The sequence below is a fragment of the Paenibacillus sp. GCM10012306 genome, from assembly GCF_042649265.1.
Taxonomy (GTDB): Bacteria; Bacillota; Bacilli; order Paenibacillales; family Paenibacillaceae; genus Paenibacillus_AQ.
The window spans coordinates 559,086-574,775 of the sequence record NZ_JBHRYW010000002.1; the positions used below are offsets into that span (position 1 = coordinate 559,086).

Annotated in this window: 13 protein-coding genes; all 13 read left to right on the forward strand. The window is 48.5% G+C overall.

What is annotated here, in order from left to right; translation table 11 throughout:
• Window positions 1–125: 125 nt before the first annotated feature.
• On the forward strand, window positions 126–701 hold the full coding sequence (locus ACFORK_RS06325; protein WP_379196764.1) for a hypothetical protein: 576 nt from the start codon (window positions 126–128) through the stop codon (window positions 699–701).
• Window positions 698–1,375 carry a hypothetical protein gene (locus tag ACFORK_RS06330; RefSeq protein ID WP_379196766.1) on the forward strand — a complete coding sequence of 226 codons (678 nt, stop codon included), beginning with the start codon at window positions 698–700 and terminating at the stop codon, window positions 1,373–1,375. Before ACFORK_RS06325 ends, ACFORK_RS06330 begins: the two co-directional genes overlap by 4 nt.
• Before the next feature lie 286 nt (window positions 1,376–1,661).
• Complete coding sequence (gene rpsB / locus ACFORK_RS06335; RefSeq protein WP_066362087.1) at window positions 1,662–2,363, forward strand: 30S ribosomal protein S2; 702 nt, start codon at window positions 1,662–1,664, stop codon at window positions 2,361–2,363.
• Window positions 2,364–2,486: 123 nt separating this feature from the next.
• Window positions 2,487–3,137 (forward strand): translation elongation factor Ts, encoded by a 651-nt coding sequence (gene tsf, locus ACFORK_RS06340; protein WP_379196769.1) that lies wholly within the window; start codon window positions 2,487–2,489, stop codon window positions 3,135–3,137.
• A 106-nt stretch (window positions 3,138–3,243) separates the two neighbouring features.
• On the forward strand, window positions 3,244–3,972 hold the full coding sequence (gene pyrH, locus ACFORK_RS06345) for a UMP kinase (RefSeq protein ID WP_379196771.1): 729 nt from the start codon (window positions 3,244–3,246) through the stop codon (window positions 3,970–3,972).
• Window positions 3,972–4,526, forward strand: a complete 555-nt coding sequence (frr, locus tag ACFORK_RS06350) for a ribosome recycling factor (RefSeq protein ID WP_379196773.1) — start codon at window positions 3,972–3,974, stop codon at window positions 4,524–4,526. Before pyrH ends, frr begins: the two co-directional genes overlap by 1 nt.
• 77 nt (window positions 4,527–4,603) lie before the next feature.
• Window positions 4,604–5,371, forward strand: coding sequence for an undecaprenyl pyrophosphate synthase (locus ACFORK_RS06355; protein ID WP_379196775.1), 768 nt, complete (start codon window positions 4,604–4,606; stop codon window positions 5,369–5,371).
• Between the two features lie 21 nt (window positions 5,372–5,392).
• Window positions 5,393–6,196 (forward strand): phosphatidate cytidylyltransferase, encoded by an 804-nt coding sequence (locus tag ACFORK_RS06360; RefSeq protein ID WP_379196777.1) that lies wholly within the window; start codon window positions 5,393–5,395, stop codon window positions 6,194–6,196.
• Window positions 6,197–6,217: 21 nt separating this feature from the next.
• The gene (locus tag ACFORK_RS06365; protein ID WP_379196779.1) at window positions 6,218–7,357 is read left to right on the forward strand and encodes a 1-deoxy-D-xylulose-5-phosphate reductoisomerase; all 1,140 of its coding nucleotides are present in this window, start codon (window positions 6,218–6,220) and stop codon (window positions 7,355–7,357) included.
• Window positions 7,358–7,498: 141 nt separating this feature from the next.
• Window positions 7,499–8,773 carry an RIP metalloprotease RseP gene (gene rseP / locus ACFORK_RS06370; RefSeq protein WP_379196781.1) on the forward strand — a complete coding sequence of 425 codons (1,275 nt, stop codon included), beginning with the start codon at window positions 7,499–7,501 and terminating at the stop codon, window positions 8,771–8,773.
• A 33-nt stretch (window positions 8,774–8,806) separates the two neighbouring features.
• On the forward strand, window positions 8,807–10,255 hold the full coding sequence (proS, locus tag ACFORK_RS06375; protein WP_379196783.1) for a proline--tRNA ligase: 1,449 nt from the start codon (window positions 8,807–8,809) through the stop codon (window positions 10,253–10,255).
• Between the two features lie 395 nt (window positions 10,256–10,650).
• Window positions 10,651–14,976 carry a PolC-type DNA polymerase III gene (locus tag ACFORK_RS06380; protein WP_379196785.1) on the forward strand — a complete coding sequence of 1,442 codons (4,326 nt, stop codon included), beginning with the start codon at window positions 10,651–10,653 and terminating at the stop codon, window positions 14,974–14,976.
• Window positions 14,977–15,206: 230 nt separating this feature from the next.
• Entirely contained in the window at window positions 15,207–15,674 is a 468-nt protein-coding gene (gene rimP, locus ACFORK_RS06385) for a ribosome maturation factor RimP (RefSeq protein ID WP_379196787.1), read from the forward strand.
• Window positions 15,675–15,690: the final 16 nt, after the last annotated feature.

A 15,690-nucleotide genomic window follows, 5' to 3' on the forward strand; every position in this document is an offset into this window, starting at 1 on the left:
ACTGTAGGAGCGACAGCGCCCGGAAGTCCAAACATTCCACCGTACTGACCAACGAGTCTTATGTTCGGATCTTAAATTTGTCTTATATAAACAACTATTATTTTAAGCAAAAGGGGATTTGGCACTTGCAACCATGGGGTTATATTGTGCTGGTGGGCGCTGTCACAATTGTGTACGCCCTGATTATGCCGGCGCGTGCCCGGGAGGGCAAGAAAACGAAGCAGCAAAGTCTTAAGGAGACTGAGGCAGCGCTAGAGCTCTACATGGCGGATATGGAGCGCGAGAATGAAGAGTTGGTTCAATTAGTGACCAGCATTAAGCAGCAGTCTCAGAACAATCAGGCGACCCTGACTGAGCAAATCAAGGATCTGCAAGGAGCTTTGAGTGAGCAGCAGGAGCATTCCAAGCAGCTCGAAGCCAGAATGAATGCAGAAGCAGAAACGGTACGTCAATTGGCTACTTCGATAGAAAATCAAGCGGTTATTCAAACTACTACTATTGCAAATAGCATAGAACATGTTGAGGCACCGCCTGAAGCGAAACCAAAGCCAGTGAGTTCCATTAAACTGCGTTATCCGCGTATATTTGAACTGCATGAGGAAGGCAAGTCCATTGATTCCATAGCCAAGACTGCAGGGCTTCAGCGGGGAGAGGTGCAGCTGATTCTCCAGCTTGCCAAACAGGAGGAATCGATAGGATGAAGAATCGTTCCTTTCTACTTGGACTTGGCTCTGGCCTAGTTGCCGGGGCGCTGCTGTTACAGGTTATGATCTCTGGCAACGCTGCGCCGCTCACGAAAGAGCAGGTGCTCAAGGGAGCGGCGCGGCTGAATTTGAAAGTGTCTGATGAAACAGGCAAGCTACTTACGCCAGTGGAGGCTGAACCGGAAGTTCAACCTGGCAGTACGGAAGGACAGCCGGCCGCTGAAGAGGGTAGCAGTGAACCGGTGAGTACGGGCATGCCAACCGCTCTGGAGCCTTCACCGTCGCCTTCGGCACCAGCTACAGCGGCCGTGCCGTCGCCTGTTGCTACGCCGGAAGCTGCCGAACCTTCTGCACCTGCAGTTCCTTCTCCGCCGGCAGAAAAGGTTGCTCAGCAGCCGAAGAATACCGGGGCTCCGGCCGTGCCGGAACAGCCTGAAGCGCCTAAGGCTCCCACACCAGAAGTGGTTACTGTGCGGATTCCAAGCGGGATCACCTTGACGAGAACAGCTGAATTGCTGGCCCAGTCGGGTGCGGTCAAAGATAAAGCGGCTTTTCTGAAATCAGCCAAGGAACGCAAGATCAACACAAAGATCCAGTATGGTACCTACAGCTTTGAAAAGGGTGAGAGTATCGACTCCATTATTGAAAAGCTGATTACGCTGAAGAAGTAGAGCTGGTAGAGTTATAAAGCAGCTATAGCATTATTTTGTAGAAAGATGGAGATCCTGTTCTGGCAGTCATCAAGCTGCCTGAAATGCGGGAGTATCCATCTTTCTTGCTAAAATTACAAATTGGGCGTTGCAACCAGTATTTAATTATGGTATATTAATTAACGGTGTTAAAACACACGCCGGTTGATTTCAGGCAAGCGGTGCTTTCTTTCGAAGAAAGTCTTGCCGAAAAATGACACATGGCGGAGGAGACACACAATAAACCAATATTAGGAGGTGTGTGAAGATGGCAGTAATCTCCATGAAGCAGCTTCTCGAAGCTGGGGTACACTTCGGTCACCAGACTCGTCGTTGGAACCCAAAAATGGATCGTTATATCTTCACTGAAAGAAACGGAATTTACATTATTGACCTGCAAAAAACGGTTAAAAAGGTAGAGGAAGCTTACAACTTTGTTAAGAGCGTCGCTGGCGACAACGGCACTATCCTTTTCGTAGGAACAAAGAAACAAGCTCAAGATTCCGTAAAAGAAGAAGCTGAGCGTTCCGGTATGTTCTACATCAACCAACGTTGGTTGGGTGGTACTCTGACTAACTTCCAAACTATTCAAAAGCGTGTTGATCGCCTGAAGAAATTGGAAGCTTGGGAAGAAGACGGTACGTTCGCAGTTCTGCCTAAGAAAGAAGTTATCCTTCTTCGCAAGGAGAAAGATCGTCTTGAGAAATTCCTGGGCGGAATCAAGAACATGAAAGGTCTGCCTAGCGCGTTGTTCATCATTGACCCGCGTAAAGAGCGTATCGCTGTTGCGGAAGCTCGCAAATTGGGTATTCCAATCGTTGCTATCGTTGATACCAACTGTGATCCGGACGAAATCGACTACGTAATTCCAGGTAACGACGACGCGATCCGCGCTGTTAAATTGTTGACTGGTAAAATGGCTGACGCTGTTGTGGAAGCTCACCAAGGCGAAGACACAACTACAGCTTAAGTAGTGGTTACAACATAAACAAGAACTTAAATGAAAAGGGTGGTTGGCAGGTGGATAACCTCTCACTGCCCTTTTTTTAGGATATTGGCAAGAAAACAACAACATATCTGGAGGGAATAATCAATGGCAGTAGATGCAAAGGCAGTAAAAGAGCTTCGTGAAAGAACAGGCGCAGGTATGTTGGACTGCAAAAAGGCGCTTGAAGAAGCAAACAACGACATCACCAAAGCCGCTGAATTGCTTCGTGAAAAAGGTCTGTCCGCAGCAGCTAGCAAAGCTGGACGTGTTGCAACTGAAGGCGTTGTAGAATCTTACATCCACGCTGGCGGCCGTATTGGCGTACTCGTAGAAATCAACTGTGAAACTGACTTCGTTGGTAAAACAGATTCCTTCAAAGAGTTCGCACGCGATATCGCTATGCAAATCGCAGCAGCTAACCCGCTTTATGTACGTCGCGAAGAAGTTCCACAAGCAGACGTTGAGAAAGAAAAAGAAATCTTGAAGGCTCAAGCTCTGAACGAAGGCAAGCCTGAGAAGATCGTTGAGAAAATGGTTGAAGGCCGCATCAGCAAGTTCTATGAAGAATACTGCTTGCTTGAGCAAACCTTCGTTAAAGACCCTGACAAAACTATTTCCCAATTGCTGAACGAAAAAGTTAGCACTATTGGTGAAAACATCTCCATCCGTCGCTTTGTACGTTATGAGCTGGGCGAAGGTTTGGAAAAGAAAGTTGATAACTTCGTTGAAGAAGTTATGGCTCAAGTTAAACAATAATCTAGTCCCCCGGGTAACCCGGGAGAATTGAATAAAGGCAAGCATCAAAAGAGCGGAACACGTACACTAAGTGTTCCGTCTTTTGTAAGAAAGTGAGGGTATACAATTGGAACAGCCGGTATTTAAGAGAGTAGTCCTTAAAGTTAGCGGTGAATCATTAGCGGGACAAAACGGATATGGTATTGATGCCGACACGATTAACTCCATCGCAGAACAGGTTAAAGAAGTTGTGGAGCTTGGAGTAGAGGTAGCCATCGTCTGCGGCGGAGGCAACATCTGGCGCGGAATCGCTGGCAGCGCAAGCGGTATTGATCGTGCAACTGCCGATTATATGGGCATGCTGGCTACATTGATGAATTCTCTTGCCTTGCAGGACGCACTTGAGCAAATCGATGTGCCTACACGTGTACAGACTTCGATTTCAATGCAGCAGATTGCTGAGCCGTACATTCGCCGTCGGGCGATCCGTCATTTGGAGAAGGGCCGCGTTGTGATTTTCGCAGCAGGTACAGGAAATCCGTTCTTCTCTACAGATACCACTGCAGCATTGCGGGCAGCCGAAATTGAAGCAGAGGTTATTCTGATGGCGAAGAACAAAGTGGATGGTGTATACTCTGCCGATCCTTTCAAAGACAGTACAGCTGAGAAGTATGAGCAGCTCACTTACATGGATGTACTGAATAAGAACCTTGGCGTGATGGATTCCACCGCTTCATCTCTCTGCATGGATAATAATATACCGCTCATCGTGTTTGCCATTACAGAACAAGGTAATATCAAACGAGTCGTTCTTGGTGAGAAGATCGGGACGATTGTGAAGGGGAGTGTAGATTAATGCCACAAACGATTAAGAAAAATGCCGAAGAGCGTATGGAAAAAGCGATTCTGGCGCTGAAGCGTGATTTGGCGACATTGCGTGCGGGCCGTGCTTCTACAGCGCTTTTGGACCGTATCCAGGTAGAATATTATGGTGCGCCTACACCGGTGAACCAGCTCGCGAATATCAGCACACCGGACTCCCGGACACTGTTGATTCAGCCTTGGGACAAATCTTCGTTGTCCGACATCGAGCGTGCGATCATGAAATCTGATCTAGGCTTGACGCCGGCTAATGACGGCACCATCATTCGTCTGTCCATCCCTCCACTAACTGAGGAGCGCCGTGCAGAACTGGTGAAGTTCACCAAGCGCTTCGGTGAAGATGCGAAAGTAGCGATCCGTAATATCCGCCGCGATGCTAACGATGATATCAAGAAGCTGGAGAAAAACGGAATTTCTGAAGACGAATCCCATGGGCATCAGGAAGATATCCAAAAGGCTACTGACAAGTTCATAGCCGAGGTTGATAAAGTGCTCTTGTCCAAGGAAAAAGAGATTATGGAAGTTTAAAGATAATCAAGAGATTAAGGCCCCTCCGTCATTGGTGGGGTTTGTCTCTTTCTGATAAGAGCTTGGAGGAAACGGAAATGATCAAACGGGTTCAAGCGTGGTTGGGCCGTAAAGACAGGCAGCAGCCAGTCGAGATTTCACCGGATAACATCCCCCTGCATGTAGCGATAATTATGGACGGTAATGGACGCTGGGCCAAACGGCGCGGCTTGCCGCGAATTGTCGGCCACCAGAATGGGATGAAAGCCGTCAAACGAGCAACCATTGCCGCAGATGAACTGGGTATTAAATATTTAACGATGTACGCATTTTCAACCGAAAACTGGAAACGTCCCAAGGATGAAGTTGAGTTCTTGATGCGACTGCCAGAAGAGTTTTTGGCGATTGAACTTGATGAATTGATCGAAAAAAACGTGCAGGTACGTGTCATGGGCGATGCCGATGCATTGCCTTCATATACTCGCAAAGCGATGGACGAAGCAGTTGCCAGAACCCAAAACAATACCGGACTTATTTTGAATTTTGCCCTGAATTATGGGGGGAGAAAAGAAATTACAGATTGTATGCGTAATTTGGGCAAGGATATAGAAGCAGGGGTGCTAAAACCGGAAGACATTACGTCTGAACTTATCGATAGCAGACTTTTATCTGGCGGATTGCCTGATCCTGATCTCCTGATCCGCACTAGTGGAGAAATGAGAATTAGTAATTTTATGTTGTGGCAGCTTGCCTACAGTGAACTGTGGTTTACGAATGCATACTGGCCTGAATTTAACAAAGAACATTTGCTGCAGGCCGTTGCCGAATATCAGCGGCGTACACGCCGCTACGGTGGACTGAAGTAGCCTGATTGGAGATGGAGACCTTTGAAGCAGCGCTTGATTACCGGTGTCGTTGCCGGAGCTATATTTTTGGGTTTATGCCTTTTGGGAGGCTGGTCGTACCAGCTATTGCTGGCCGGCATGGCTCTCATCGGCTACTATGAGTTCGTGAAGATGACCGGTTCGCCAGCATTTGGCGGTACGGCTCTGCTCGGTTATGGCGCGATTGCAGCTTTTATGATACCTTGGAATTTGCTTGGAGTGACCGCATTATTGTCCTGGGAACAAGGGATTTGGCTCTTGCTGCTCCTCTTTCTGTTGGTCACAGTTTTCACTAAAAATAAAATGGATATTCGGATCACAGCGCTGCTGTTTGCCGGTATCATCTATATAGGCATGGGATTCTCCTATATGGCTTTGGCCCGGTCTTCTAGTGACGGGTATGGCTTGCTCTGGACCTTCCTGCTGCTCTTCTGCATTTGGGGAAGTGATGCCGGAGCGTATTTTGTGGGCAAAAGCTTTGGCAAGAATAAGCTTTGGCCTGCAATCAGCCCTAACAAAACTGTGGAAGGTGCAGTGGGTGGCGTCTTGATCGCCATGCTGATTTCCATTGTTTTTGCGATTTTCGTTCCTGATCTGTTAACCCTCGGACGGGCTCTGCTCATTGGTCTTTCCTGCGCGGTGCTTGGTCAGCTCGGAGATCTTGTACAATCTGCCTATAAACGGGTGTACGGTATCAAAGATTCAGGATCGCTGCTTCCTGGTCATGGAGGCATTCTTGACCGCTGTGACAGCTGGATCATCGTCTTTCCGTTCGTACATATTGTAATGCTTATGCCTTACTATTAATGTCAGGGAGAAGGTACTGCTGTGAAGAAAATAAGTATTCTCGGTTCTACCGGTTCCATCGGCACTCAGACATTGGATGTCGTTGCGATGCACCCGGAGAAATTTGAAATTGATGGATTGGCGGCTGGAAGTAATACTGCGCTCTTGCTGGAGCAGGTTCGTCAATTCAAACCACGCAGGGTTTCTGTCGCCACCGAAGACCTTGCTAATGAGATTAGAGGAGTTCTGCCAGCAGGTACGGAGCTTTATAGCGGAAGCCAGGGCTTGGTGGAAATTGCGGCAGGAGGCGATGCCGAGATGGTCGTTACTGCGGTGGTGGGCAGTGTCGGGCTGCAGTCTACGTTAGCTGCGATTGAAGCGGGTAGAACGATTGGACTGGCCAACAAGGAGACACTTGTGACAGCAGGACATCTCGTGACAGAGTTGGCCGACAAGAAGGGTGTGCGTATACTTCCTGTGGACAGTGAGCATTCTGCGATTTTTCAATGCCTGAACGGGGAGAATCGGAGCGATGTCGAGAGCATCACTATAACAGCATCTGGTGGTTCTTTTCGAGATTACACCCGTGATCAGCTTGTAGGGGTTACGGTGGAAGAAGCGCTACGACATCCGAACTGGAGCATGGGCGCGAAGATTACGATTGACTCTGCGACCATGGTTAACAAAGGCTTAGAGGTCATAGAAGCTCATTGGCTGTTCAATCTTCCTTATGAGCAAATCCATGTGCTGCTGCATCCGGAGAGCATCATTCACTCTTATGTGGAATTCCGTGACAGCAGCATTATTGCCCAACTTGGTACCCCGGATATGCGTGTCCCGATCCAATACGCTTTGACCTATCCGGATCGCTGGCATTCCCCGGCAAAACGCCTCTCGCTGGCCGAAGCTGGCCGGCTCTCATTCCGAGAGATGGATTTTGAACGTTATCCGCTTCTTCGACTGGCTATTGAGTGTGGTAAAGCCGGTGGAACCGCAACAACGGCATTCAATGCGGCAAACGAGATTGCGGTGGATCGCTTCCTGCGCGGCGAAATTTCATTCCTGCGTATCGAAGAGATCATTGATGAGGTGCTACAGCGCCATAACAACGAAACTAATCCTGATCTGGAGCAAATCGGGCATTGTGACCGAGCAGTGAGGGAGCTGGCGGCACAGCTGTAAACATCCTGCTTTTTATAACTGCTAATCATTGCCTGGCCCTAAAAATAGGTTCGGACAGTTGATTCTCTTGTGCCTGATCGGAGAATAATGATAAATTAAGAGGACATACTTCGGTCTTACACCTAAAGGGGGATGTTACGCTTGGAAATGGTTCAAGTCGTTTTTTTAACGGTGCTGATGTTTTTTGTATTGGTGACCGTACATGAATGGGGACACTATTACTTTGCCAAACGTGCTGGCATACTTGTCAGAGAATTTGCTATCGGTTTTGGACCAAAACTGTTCTCCTATAAACGCAATGAGACCCAGTTCACGTTGCGTCTGCTGCCCTTTGGCGGATATGCGCGAATGGCCGGCGAAGATCCAGAGATTATTGAGATCGGTCCAGGCCAGACCATTGCTGTAAGACTGGGTCAGGACAACAAGATCAAGAATATCTACCTGGATGCTCTCGATACGCGCAAGAATGTGATTCGCGGCGAAGCACAGCATACCGATCTTGAGGTCGATCTGAAGATCTCTCTGGACGTAGATGGTGAAGTTACAACCTATGACGTTCACCCGCAGGCGATGATGGTCAGAGGCAGTCAACAGACGCAGATTGCGCCTAAGGATCGTCAATTTGGCAGCAAGACAGTGGGTCAACGTGCCTTGGCGATTGTTGCCGGCCCGGTAATGAACTTCCTGTTGGCCTTTGTTCTGTTCGCGATTCATCTACAGATGGTTGGCATTCCACTCGAGAATCCGACTTATGTAAAAATCGGTGATGTCAGCAAAGGTATGCCGGCTGAAGAAGCGGGTATCCAAAAAGGCGATATTATTGACTCCATCGATGGTCAGAAGATCGGTGCCGATTACAAGAAAATGATTGCCCTGACTGCCGCTTCCAAGGGCAAGGAAATGAAGTGGGTTATCCTTCGCGATGACAAGACGCTGAATTTCACGCTGATTCCTCGTACAATGGAGGGGGAAGAAGGCGGTAAAGTGGGAATCACACCGGAGCTTCCAAGCCGCAAGGCCAGTATAGGAGAGACCGTGTCGGGTGCGGGTACAGCGATGGTCAGCACTACGAAGATGATTTTTGTCGGCTTCAAACAGCTGATTAATAAATTCAATATGGATGATATCGGAGGACCTGTTCGGACCTTCCAGATGACAGGGCAGATTGCTGAACAAGGCATTCAGTATCTGACATATTGGGCCGCAATTCTCAGTCTGTATCTTGGCATTTTCAATTTGTTGCCGATTCCTGCACTTGATGGAAGCCGTCTGGCGTTCCTTGGAGTTGAGGCATTGCGTGGCAAGCCGGTTGATCCCGGCCGGGAAGGCATGGTCCACTTCGTTGGGTTTGCGTTGCTTTTCCTTCTTATGATTGCAGTAACTTATAATGATATATTGCGCTTGATTAGCGGATAATTTTGCTTTTATTTACGGGAGGAATTGCAGCACATGGCAAAAGATAAACAATTCGTAACGGAAATTACGCCGCAAGGCGAAGATTTTTCACGCTGGTATATTGATGTTATTAAAAAAGCGGACTTGATGGATTACTCCCCGGTGCGGGGCTGTATCGTATTCAAGCCGGACGGCTATGAAATTTGGGAGCACATCCAGGAGGAAATGAACCGTCGCTTCAAGGCAACGGGTCACCGGAACGCCTACTTCCCGATGTTCATTCCGGAGAGCTTTTTCCAAAAGGAAAAGGATCATATCGAAGGCTTCAATCCTGAGCTGCCATGGGTAACAGAAGCGGGTGGAGATCAGCTGGAAGAACGTCTGGCGATCCGTCCGACTTCGGAGACCATGATTGGACATATGTACTCCAAATGGATTCAATCCTACCGTGATCTTCCGGTGCTGATCAACCAATGGGCGAACGTTGTGCGTTGGGAGAAGCGTACACTGCCGTTCATCCGTACCAGCGAATTCCTCTGGCAAGAAGGTCATACTGCACACGAGAATGAGGAAGAAGCACGGGCAGAGACGATGCAAATGCTGGAGGTTTATCGTGATTTTCTAGAAGGCTATCTGGCTATTCCGGTGATCGCGGGTCAAAAAACGCCTTCCGAACGCTTCGCGGGTGCGGTGGATACGTTCTCCATTGAAGCTATGATGAAGGATGGAAAGGCCGTTCAAGCGGGTACTTCCCATTATATGGGCACCAAGTTTGCTGTAGCTTTTGATATTCAGTACCTTAGCCGTGACAACGTGCTTGAGTATGCACACACCACCTCCTGGGGGACAAGCACACGGATGATCGGTTCGATGATCATGGTGCATGGCGATGACCGTGGTCTGGCATTGCCGCCGAAGGTAGCTCCTACTCAGGTGATTATGATTCCGATCGGACCTCCGAAGACTCGTGAAGCTGTAATCGGACGGACCGATGAGTTGTTCAAAGAACTGAAAAGCGCTGGTATCCGTGTCCGCGTAGACGACCGGGCAGATGTAACACCAGGCTGGAAGTTCAACGAATATGAAATGCGCGGAGTACCGGTTCGTCTGGAGCTCGGTCCACGTGATATGGAGAACGGCGTCTGCGTTCTAGTATCACGGGTTACGGGTGAGAAGAAAGTCGTTCAGCAAGCGAACCTTGTAGAAGAGGTTCAGGCGATGCTGGATCAGGTACACAACGAAATGTTCGAACGGGCGCTCAAATTCCGTGAAGACCACTTCTACTCTGTTGATACCCTTGATGAGATGAAGGCTTCCATGGAAGAAAAACGCGGCTTTGCTCTGGCAGGCTGGTGCGGATCTGAAGAATGTGAGTCCAAGGTTAAGGAAGAGACCGGAGCAACCAGCCGGAATATTCCGTTCAATCCTGCAGAGCAGAAGGAAGTTTGCCTCTGCTGTGGAAAGCCTGCTGCACATACGGTTGTATTTGCTAAAGCGTATTAATCTATTTAAGACAAACAAAAGAAAATAACAAAAAGGCGAGAGGAACGAAGGGGGAAGTTTGGAACTGTAGGAGCGAAGCGTTCGCCTGAAAGCTTTCCTACGGAAAGCTCGCATCGGAAGCATGGGCTGTCGCCAGATTTCAACCGCTAGAAGCGGTTATAAAGAAGAAATCTGGCGACAACAGCGACCGGAAGTCCAAACATTCCACCGTAGTGACGATCGAGCCTTACGTTAGATCTTAAGTTTGTCTTATGATAGAGCGGCTTTACAAGATATAGATTTACTTCATGCAGCTTCTGGCGAAAGGAGTCGGCGGGCCGAAAGAACCCAATGCTTTTTGACCCGGAAGCTTTTTATCATTGGAAGTCAGGGCGATCATAAGGTGGAGGGAAGCCATGGAACAAAACGTGGAAAGAAGAAAAAGGTTCGAGCTTCTGATGAAGCAAGGCGAAATACCGCCTGGACTTATCGATCCTTATTTTCTGGATGGAAGTATTGAGCGTGTAGAGATTAGCCGTGGCAACCGGGATTGGCATATAGTCATTGCCAAAGAAACGTTGGTTCCTGCGCAGGCGTACCGTACCTTTTGTCTGAGAATGCGGGAAAAGCTGCAGCATATTGCGAAAGTGAGCTTTTTGTTCCAATATGCGGAGAACGTAAGCAGGGCGGATCTGGTGGCAGAGTATTGGGGGTTGTTCCTGGAATGGGTACAGCGTGAAATTCCGTCTGTAAACGGCTGGTTAACACGTTCTTCGCAGGAGCTTCAAGACGGTACACTGTTCCTGACGATGAGCGATACCATGTCTCAGGAACTCGCCCGTAAAAAAGGAATCGACGGAGCTATTATTAAATTTTACGCTAAATATTTTGCTCTTCCGCTCAAGGTTAAAATTCAGGTAGCGGAAAATCAGGATAATACCGTTGTCTTCGAAGAATTCCAGCAGAAGCTTCAGCAAGAGCAGCGTGTATTCATCGAGCAGATGATGACTGAGAGTGAGGCAGAAGTCGTTGTAGACGAAGGCGATCCTAATGAGGTTGTGAAGCTTCAGGTTGGCTATGATATCAAAGAACCGCCTGTGCCGCTTGTTGAGATTCAGGATGAAGAGAAGAAGATTACGATTCAAGGGACTATTTTTGGCCTGGAAAGCAAAGAACTGCGCAACGGCAGCACACTCTTTACTTTCTTTCTTACCGATTTTACCGATTCCCTGCAGATGAAGATGTTTGCCAAGAACAAGGAAGACCTCAAGATCATGAGCCAACTCGCCAACGGGAAATGGGTAAGAGCGCGTGGCCGAGTAGAGTACGACCGCTTCATGCAAATTCCAGAGCTGGTGATGATCCCATCTGACTTGTCCGAAGTTGCGGCGCCGCCAGCACGTAAGGATAATGCTCCAGTCAAAAGAGTAGAGTTCCATCTACACACGACAATGAGCACCATGGATGCTGTCACGCCAGTTGATACCTATATTAAAACAGCCGCCAAATGGGGCCACACGGCAATGGCCGTTACCGACCACGGCGGAGTTCAAAGCTTCCCGGAAGCGAACCATGCCGCCCATAAGAACAAGATTAAAATGCTATATGGCGTAGAAGCCAACGTCGTGAATGACGCGGTGAATATTGTTGAGAATCCGCAGCCGCTTGATTTGAAGACAGCTACTTATGTTGTTTTCGATATCGAGACCACGGGCTTGTCGATTACCCGCAACAACATTACAGAGCTTGCAGCGATCAAGATGTGCGAGGGTAAAGAGTTGGATCGATATACCACCTTTGTTAACCCGCACGAGAAGATTCCTTATCATATCCAGCAATTAACGAATATTACAGATGAAATGGTCAAGGATGCACCCGATCTGGAGCCTGTCCTGCACGATTTTGTGAAATTTGTGGGAGACAGTGTGCTTGTTGCCCATAACGCCAGATTCGATATGGGATTTATTCAGGCCTCTCTGGTCAAGCTGGGGCAACCTAAACTGACTAATCCATCACTCGACACTTTGGAGTTAGCAAGGCTGCTGCATCCTACAATGAAGAATCACCGTCTGAACACCTTGGCGGATAAATATAAAGTGCTACTGGAAAGCCATCACCGGGCGGTTGACGATACCATTGCCTTGGGTGGCATTCTGAACGGTCTGCTCGCCGATGCTGAGAAGCTGAAAGGGATGACAAAGCTGGATCGGCTCAATGATTATGTGGGAAATGATCTCTCCAACACACGGCCATTCCATTGTTGTATCTACGCGCTTAATGCAATCGGTAAGAAAAATCTCTACAAGCTGATTTCCTTATCGCATACAGAGTATTTCAAGCGGGTTCCTTGTATTCCAAAATCGAAGCTTGAAGAGTTACGGGACGGATTACTGGTCATCTCGGGCTGTGAACGGGGAGAATTCTTCGAATCTGTACTTAACAAAACGGTTGAGGAAGCGATCGAAGTTGCCCAATTCTACGACGTATTGGAGATCCAACCACTGACTATGTACATGCATCTGGTGGACAAAGGGTTTGTAGCCAGTCCTGAGGAACTGCGTGACGTGGTACGCAGAATTTGTGAGATTGGTGAGCAGCTCAGCAAGCCGGTAATTGCTACAGGAAATGTGCATTATCTCGAGCCGCGAGACAAGCTGTACCGCGATATTACGATAAACGGTATTACGGGCTTTAGCCCGCTGAAGGATATGCGTAAGCCGGATGCACACTTCCGCACGACGGATGAAATGCTGGCCGAGTTCGATTTCCTGGGTCCAGAGAAAGCGATGGAAGTCGTGGTGACGAACACGGTAGAACTGGCCGAGCGCTTTGAAGAGCTGGAGCTGTTCCCGGACAAGCTATTTACGCCGATTCTTGAGGGTGCAGACGAAGAAATTCGTGAGACCTGCTACAATACAGCCAAGTCGATTTATGGCGAGGAGCTGCCTGAGGTAGTAATTGCGCGTCTGGAAAAAGAATTGGAGCCGATTATCAAATACGGCTTCTCGGCCAACTATCTAATATCCGAACGTCTCGTTAAAAAATCGAACCGTGATGGTTATCTCGTAGGCTCGCGGGGATCGGTCGGTTCCTCGGTAGTTGCTACCTTCCTTGGTATTTCCGAGGTTAATCCGCTCCCGGCGCATTATGTCTGCCGCAATTCCGATTGTCGCCATAGCGAATGGTTCCTAGACGGTAGTATACCAAGTGGATTTGACCTGCCTGACAAATCCTGTCCAGACTGTGGCGGGAATCTGAAGGGCGAAGGACAGGATATTCCGTTTGAGACCTTCCTTGGCTTTAAAGGGGACAAAGTTCCCGATATCGACCTTAACTTCTCTGGTGAATATCAGCCACAAGCGCACAATTTCACTAAGACGATGTTCGGACCGGATAACGTATTCCGTGCGGGCACGATTGGTACGGTAGCGGAGAAAACTGCTTTTGGTTTTACCAAGAAATACGAGGAGCATCACCAGAAACGCTGGCGCGGTGCCGAAGTCAGCCGTCTGGCGGCAGGCTGTACAGGCGTCAAGCGGAACACCGGACAGCATCCCGGCGGGATCGTCGTTGTGCCAGACTATATAGATGTAGAGGATATTACTCCAGTGCAGTTTCCAGCGGATGATGTCAATGCGGAATGGAAGACTACGCATTTTGATTATCACGCCTTTGATGCGAACTTGCTTAAGCTCGATATTCTCGGTCACGATGATCCGACGATGATGCGGATGCTGCAGGATTTGACCGGAGTGGACCCTACGACAATTCCAATGAATGACCCTAAGGTAATGAGCATGTTCAACTCTACGGAAGCGCTAGGCGTTACGCCTGAGCAGATCCGCTCACCTGTAGCCACTTATGGGGTGCCCGAAATGGGAACCAAGTTCGTGCGGCAGATGTTGATCGAATCGAAACCGTCGAGTTTTGCCGACTTGCTGCAAATTTCGGGGTTGTCGCACGGAACAGGCGTATGGCTGGGAAATGCCCAGGAACTTATCAAGAACAATACATGTAACATCAAAACCGTAATTGGTTGCCGGGATGACATCATGCTTTTCCTCATTTATAAAGCGGGTATGGATGCCAGTCTGGCTTTTAAAATTACCGAGAGTGTACGGAAAGGTAAAGGTTTGCCGCCAGAATGGATCGAGGAAATGAAACGATGCAAGGTACCTCAGTGGTACATTGATTCCTGTCTGAAGATCCAGTACATGTTCCCGAAGGCGCACGCAGCAGCGTATGTTATCTCTGCAGTGCGTACCGCCTACTTTAAGCTCTATCATCCGATTGAGTATTATGCAACCTACTTCTCTGTACGGGCAGCGGATTTTGATATTGATTTGTGCTGTCAGGGTTATGAGGCGATCGGTCGTCAAATCGTGGAGATTGAGCAAAAAGGATTTCAGGCGCTGCCTAAGGAAAAGGCGATGCTGCCGATTCTGGAAATGGCGCTGGAAATGACTGCTCGCGGTCTTACATTCAAGAATATCGATTTGTATCGCTCTGACGCTACCCGCTTTACGGTGGATGGCGACAGTCTCATCCCGCCGTTCTCTGCTCTTTCGGGCATCGGGGAGAACGCCGCGATCAATATTGCTGCCGCCAAGGACGCCGGAGAGTTCCTGTCGATTGAGGATTTCCAGCAGAAATCCAAGGCAAGTAAGACGGTCATTGAGCTTCTTACCGGCATGGGCTGTTTCCGGGGATTACCGGAGAGCAACCAGCTTTCTCTTTTCTAACGAACTCATTCAGCGAAGCTTTGCTGCCGAATATAACAGGTTGATTGCGGTAAACCGCAATGGTCTTGATCCCAGATAAGGGGGAGTCAAGGGCTGGCACTTGTCAGTGCCCACGCACTATGTTATAATTTTCTTGGTAATAATGAGATAAGTCCGTTGTGTAAAGAGTGGGGAAACCCACTCTTTATCTTTGGTATATAGCAAAAGACAAGTTCGTGGAGGTTAACTTTTTGAGCACACCCAAATCTAAAATTAAACAAACGGTAGAGCAGATGCTCGGACCCTATCTGGACAACAATGGCTTTGAGCTAGTAGACGTAGAATACGTAAAGGAAGGTTCCAACTGGTTCCTGCGTGTATTCGTTGATAAGGAAGGCGGCATTGATATTGATGACTGCGGCTCCATTAGCGAATATTTCAGCCAGAAGCTGGATGAGAATGATCCTATTCCCGAGGCTTATTTCCTTGAAGTGTCCTCACCGGGAGCGGAACGTCCGCTCAAGAAAGCCGCAGATGTGGCCAAGGCGGTAGGAAAAGACGTATATGTGACGGTCTATGAGCCGATTCAAGGGCTTAAGGAATTCGAAGGTCGTTTGCTTTCGTTCGAGAACGAGGAATTGCTCATCTCCGCGGGTAAAAAAGAACATGTTGTGCCATATGCCAAAGTCGCCAGCGCGAGATTGGCCATTATTTTTTAACGTCTTGAAAGGGGGA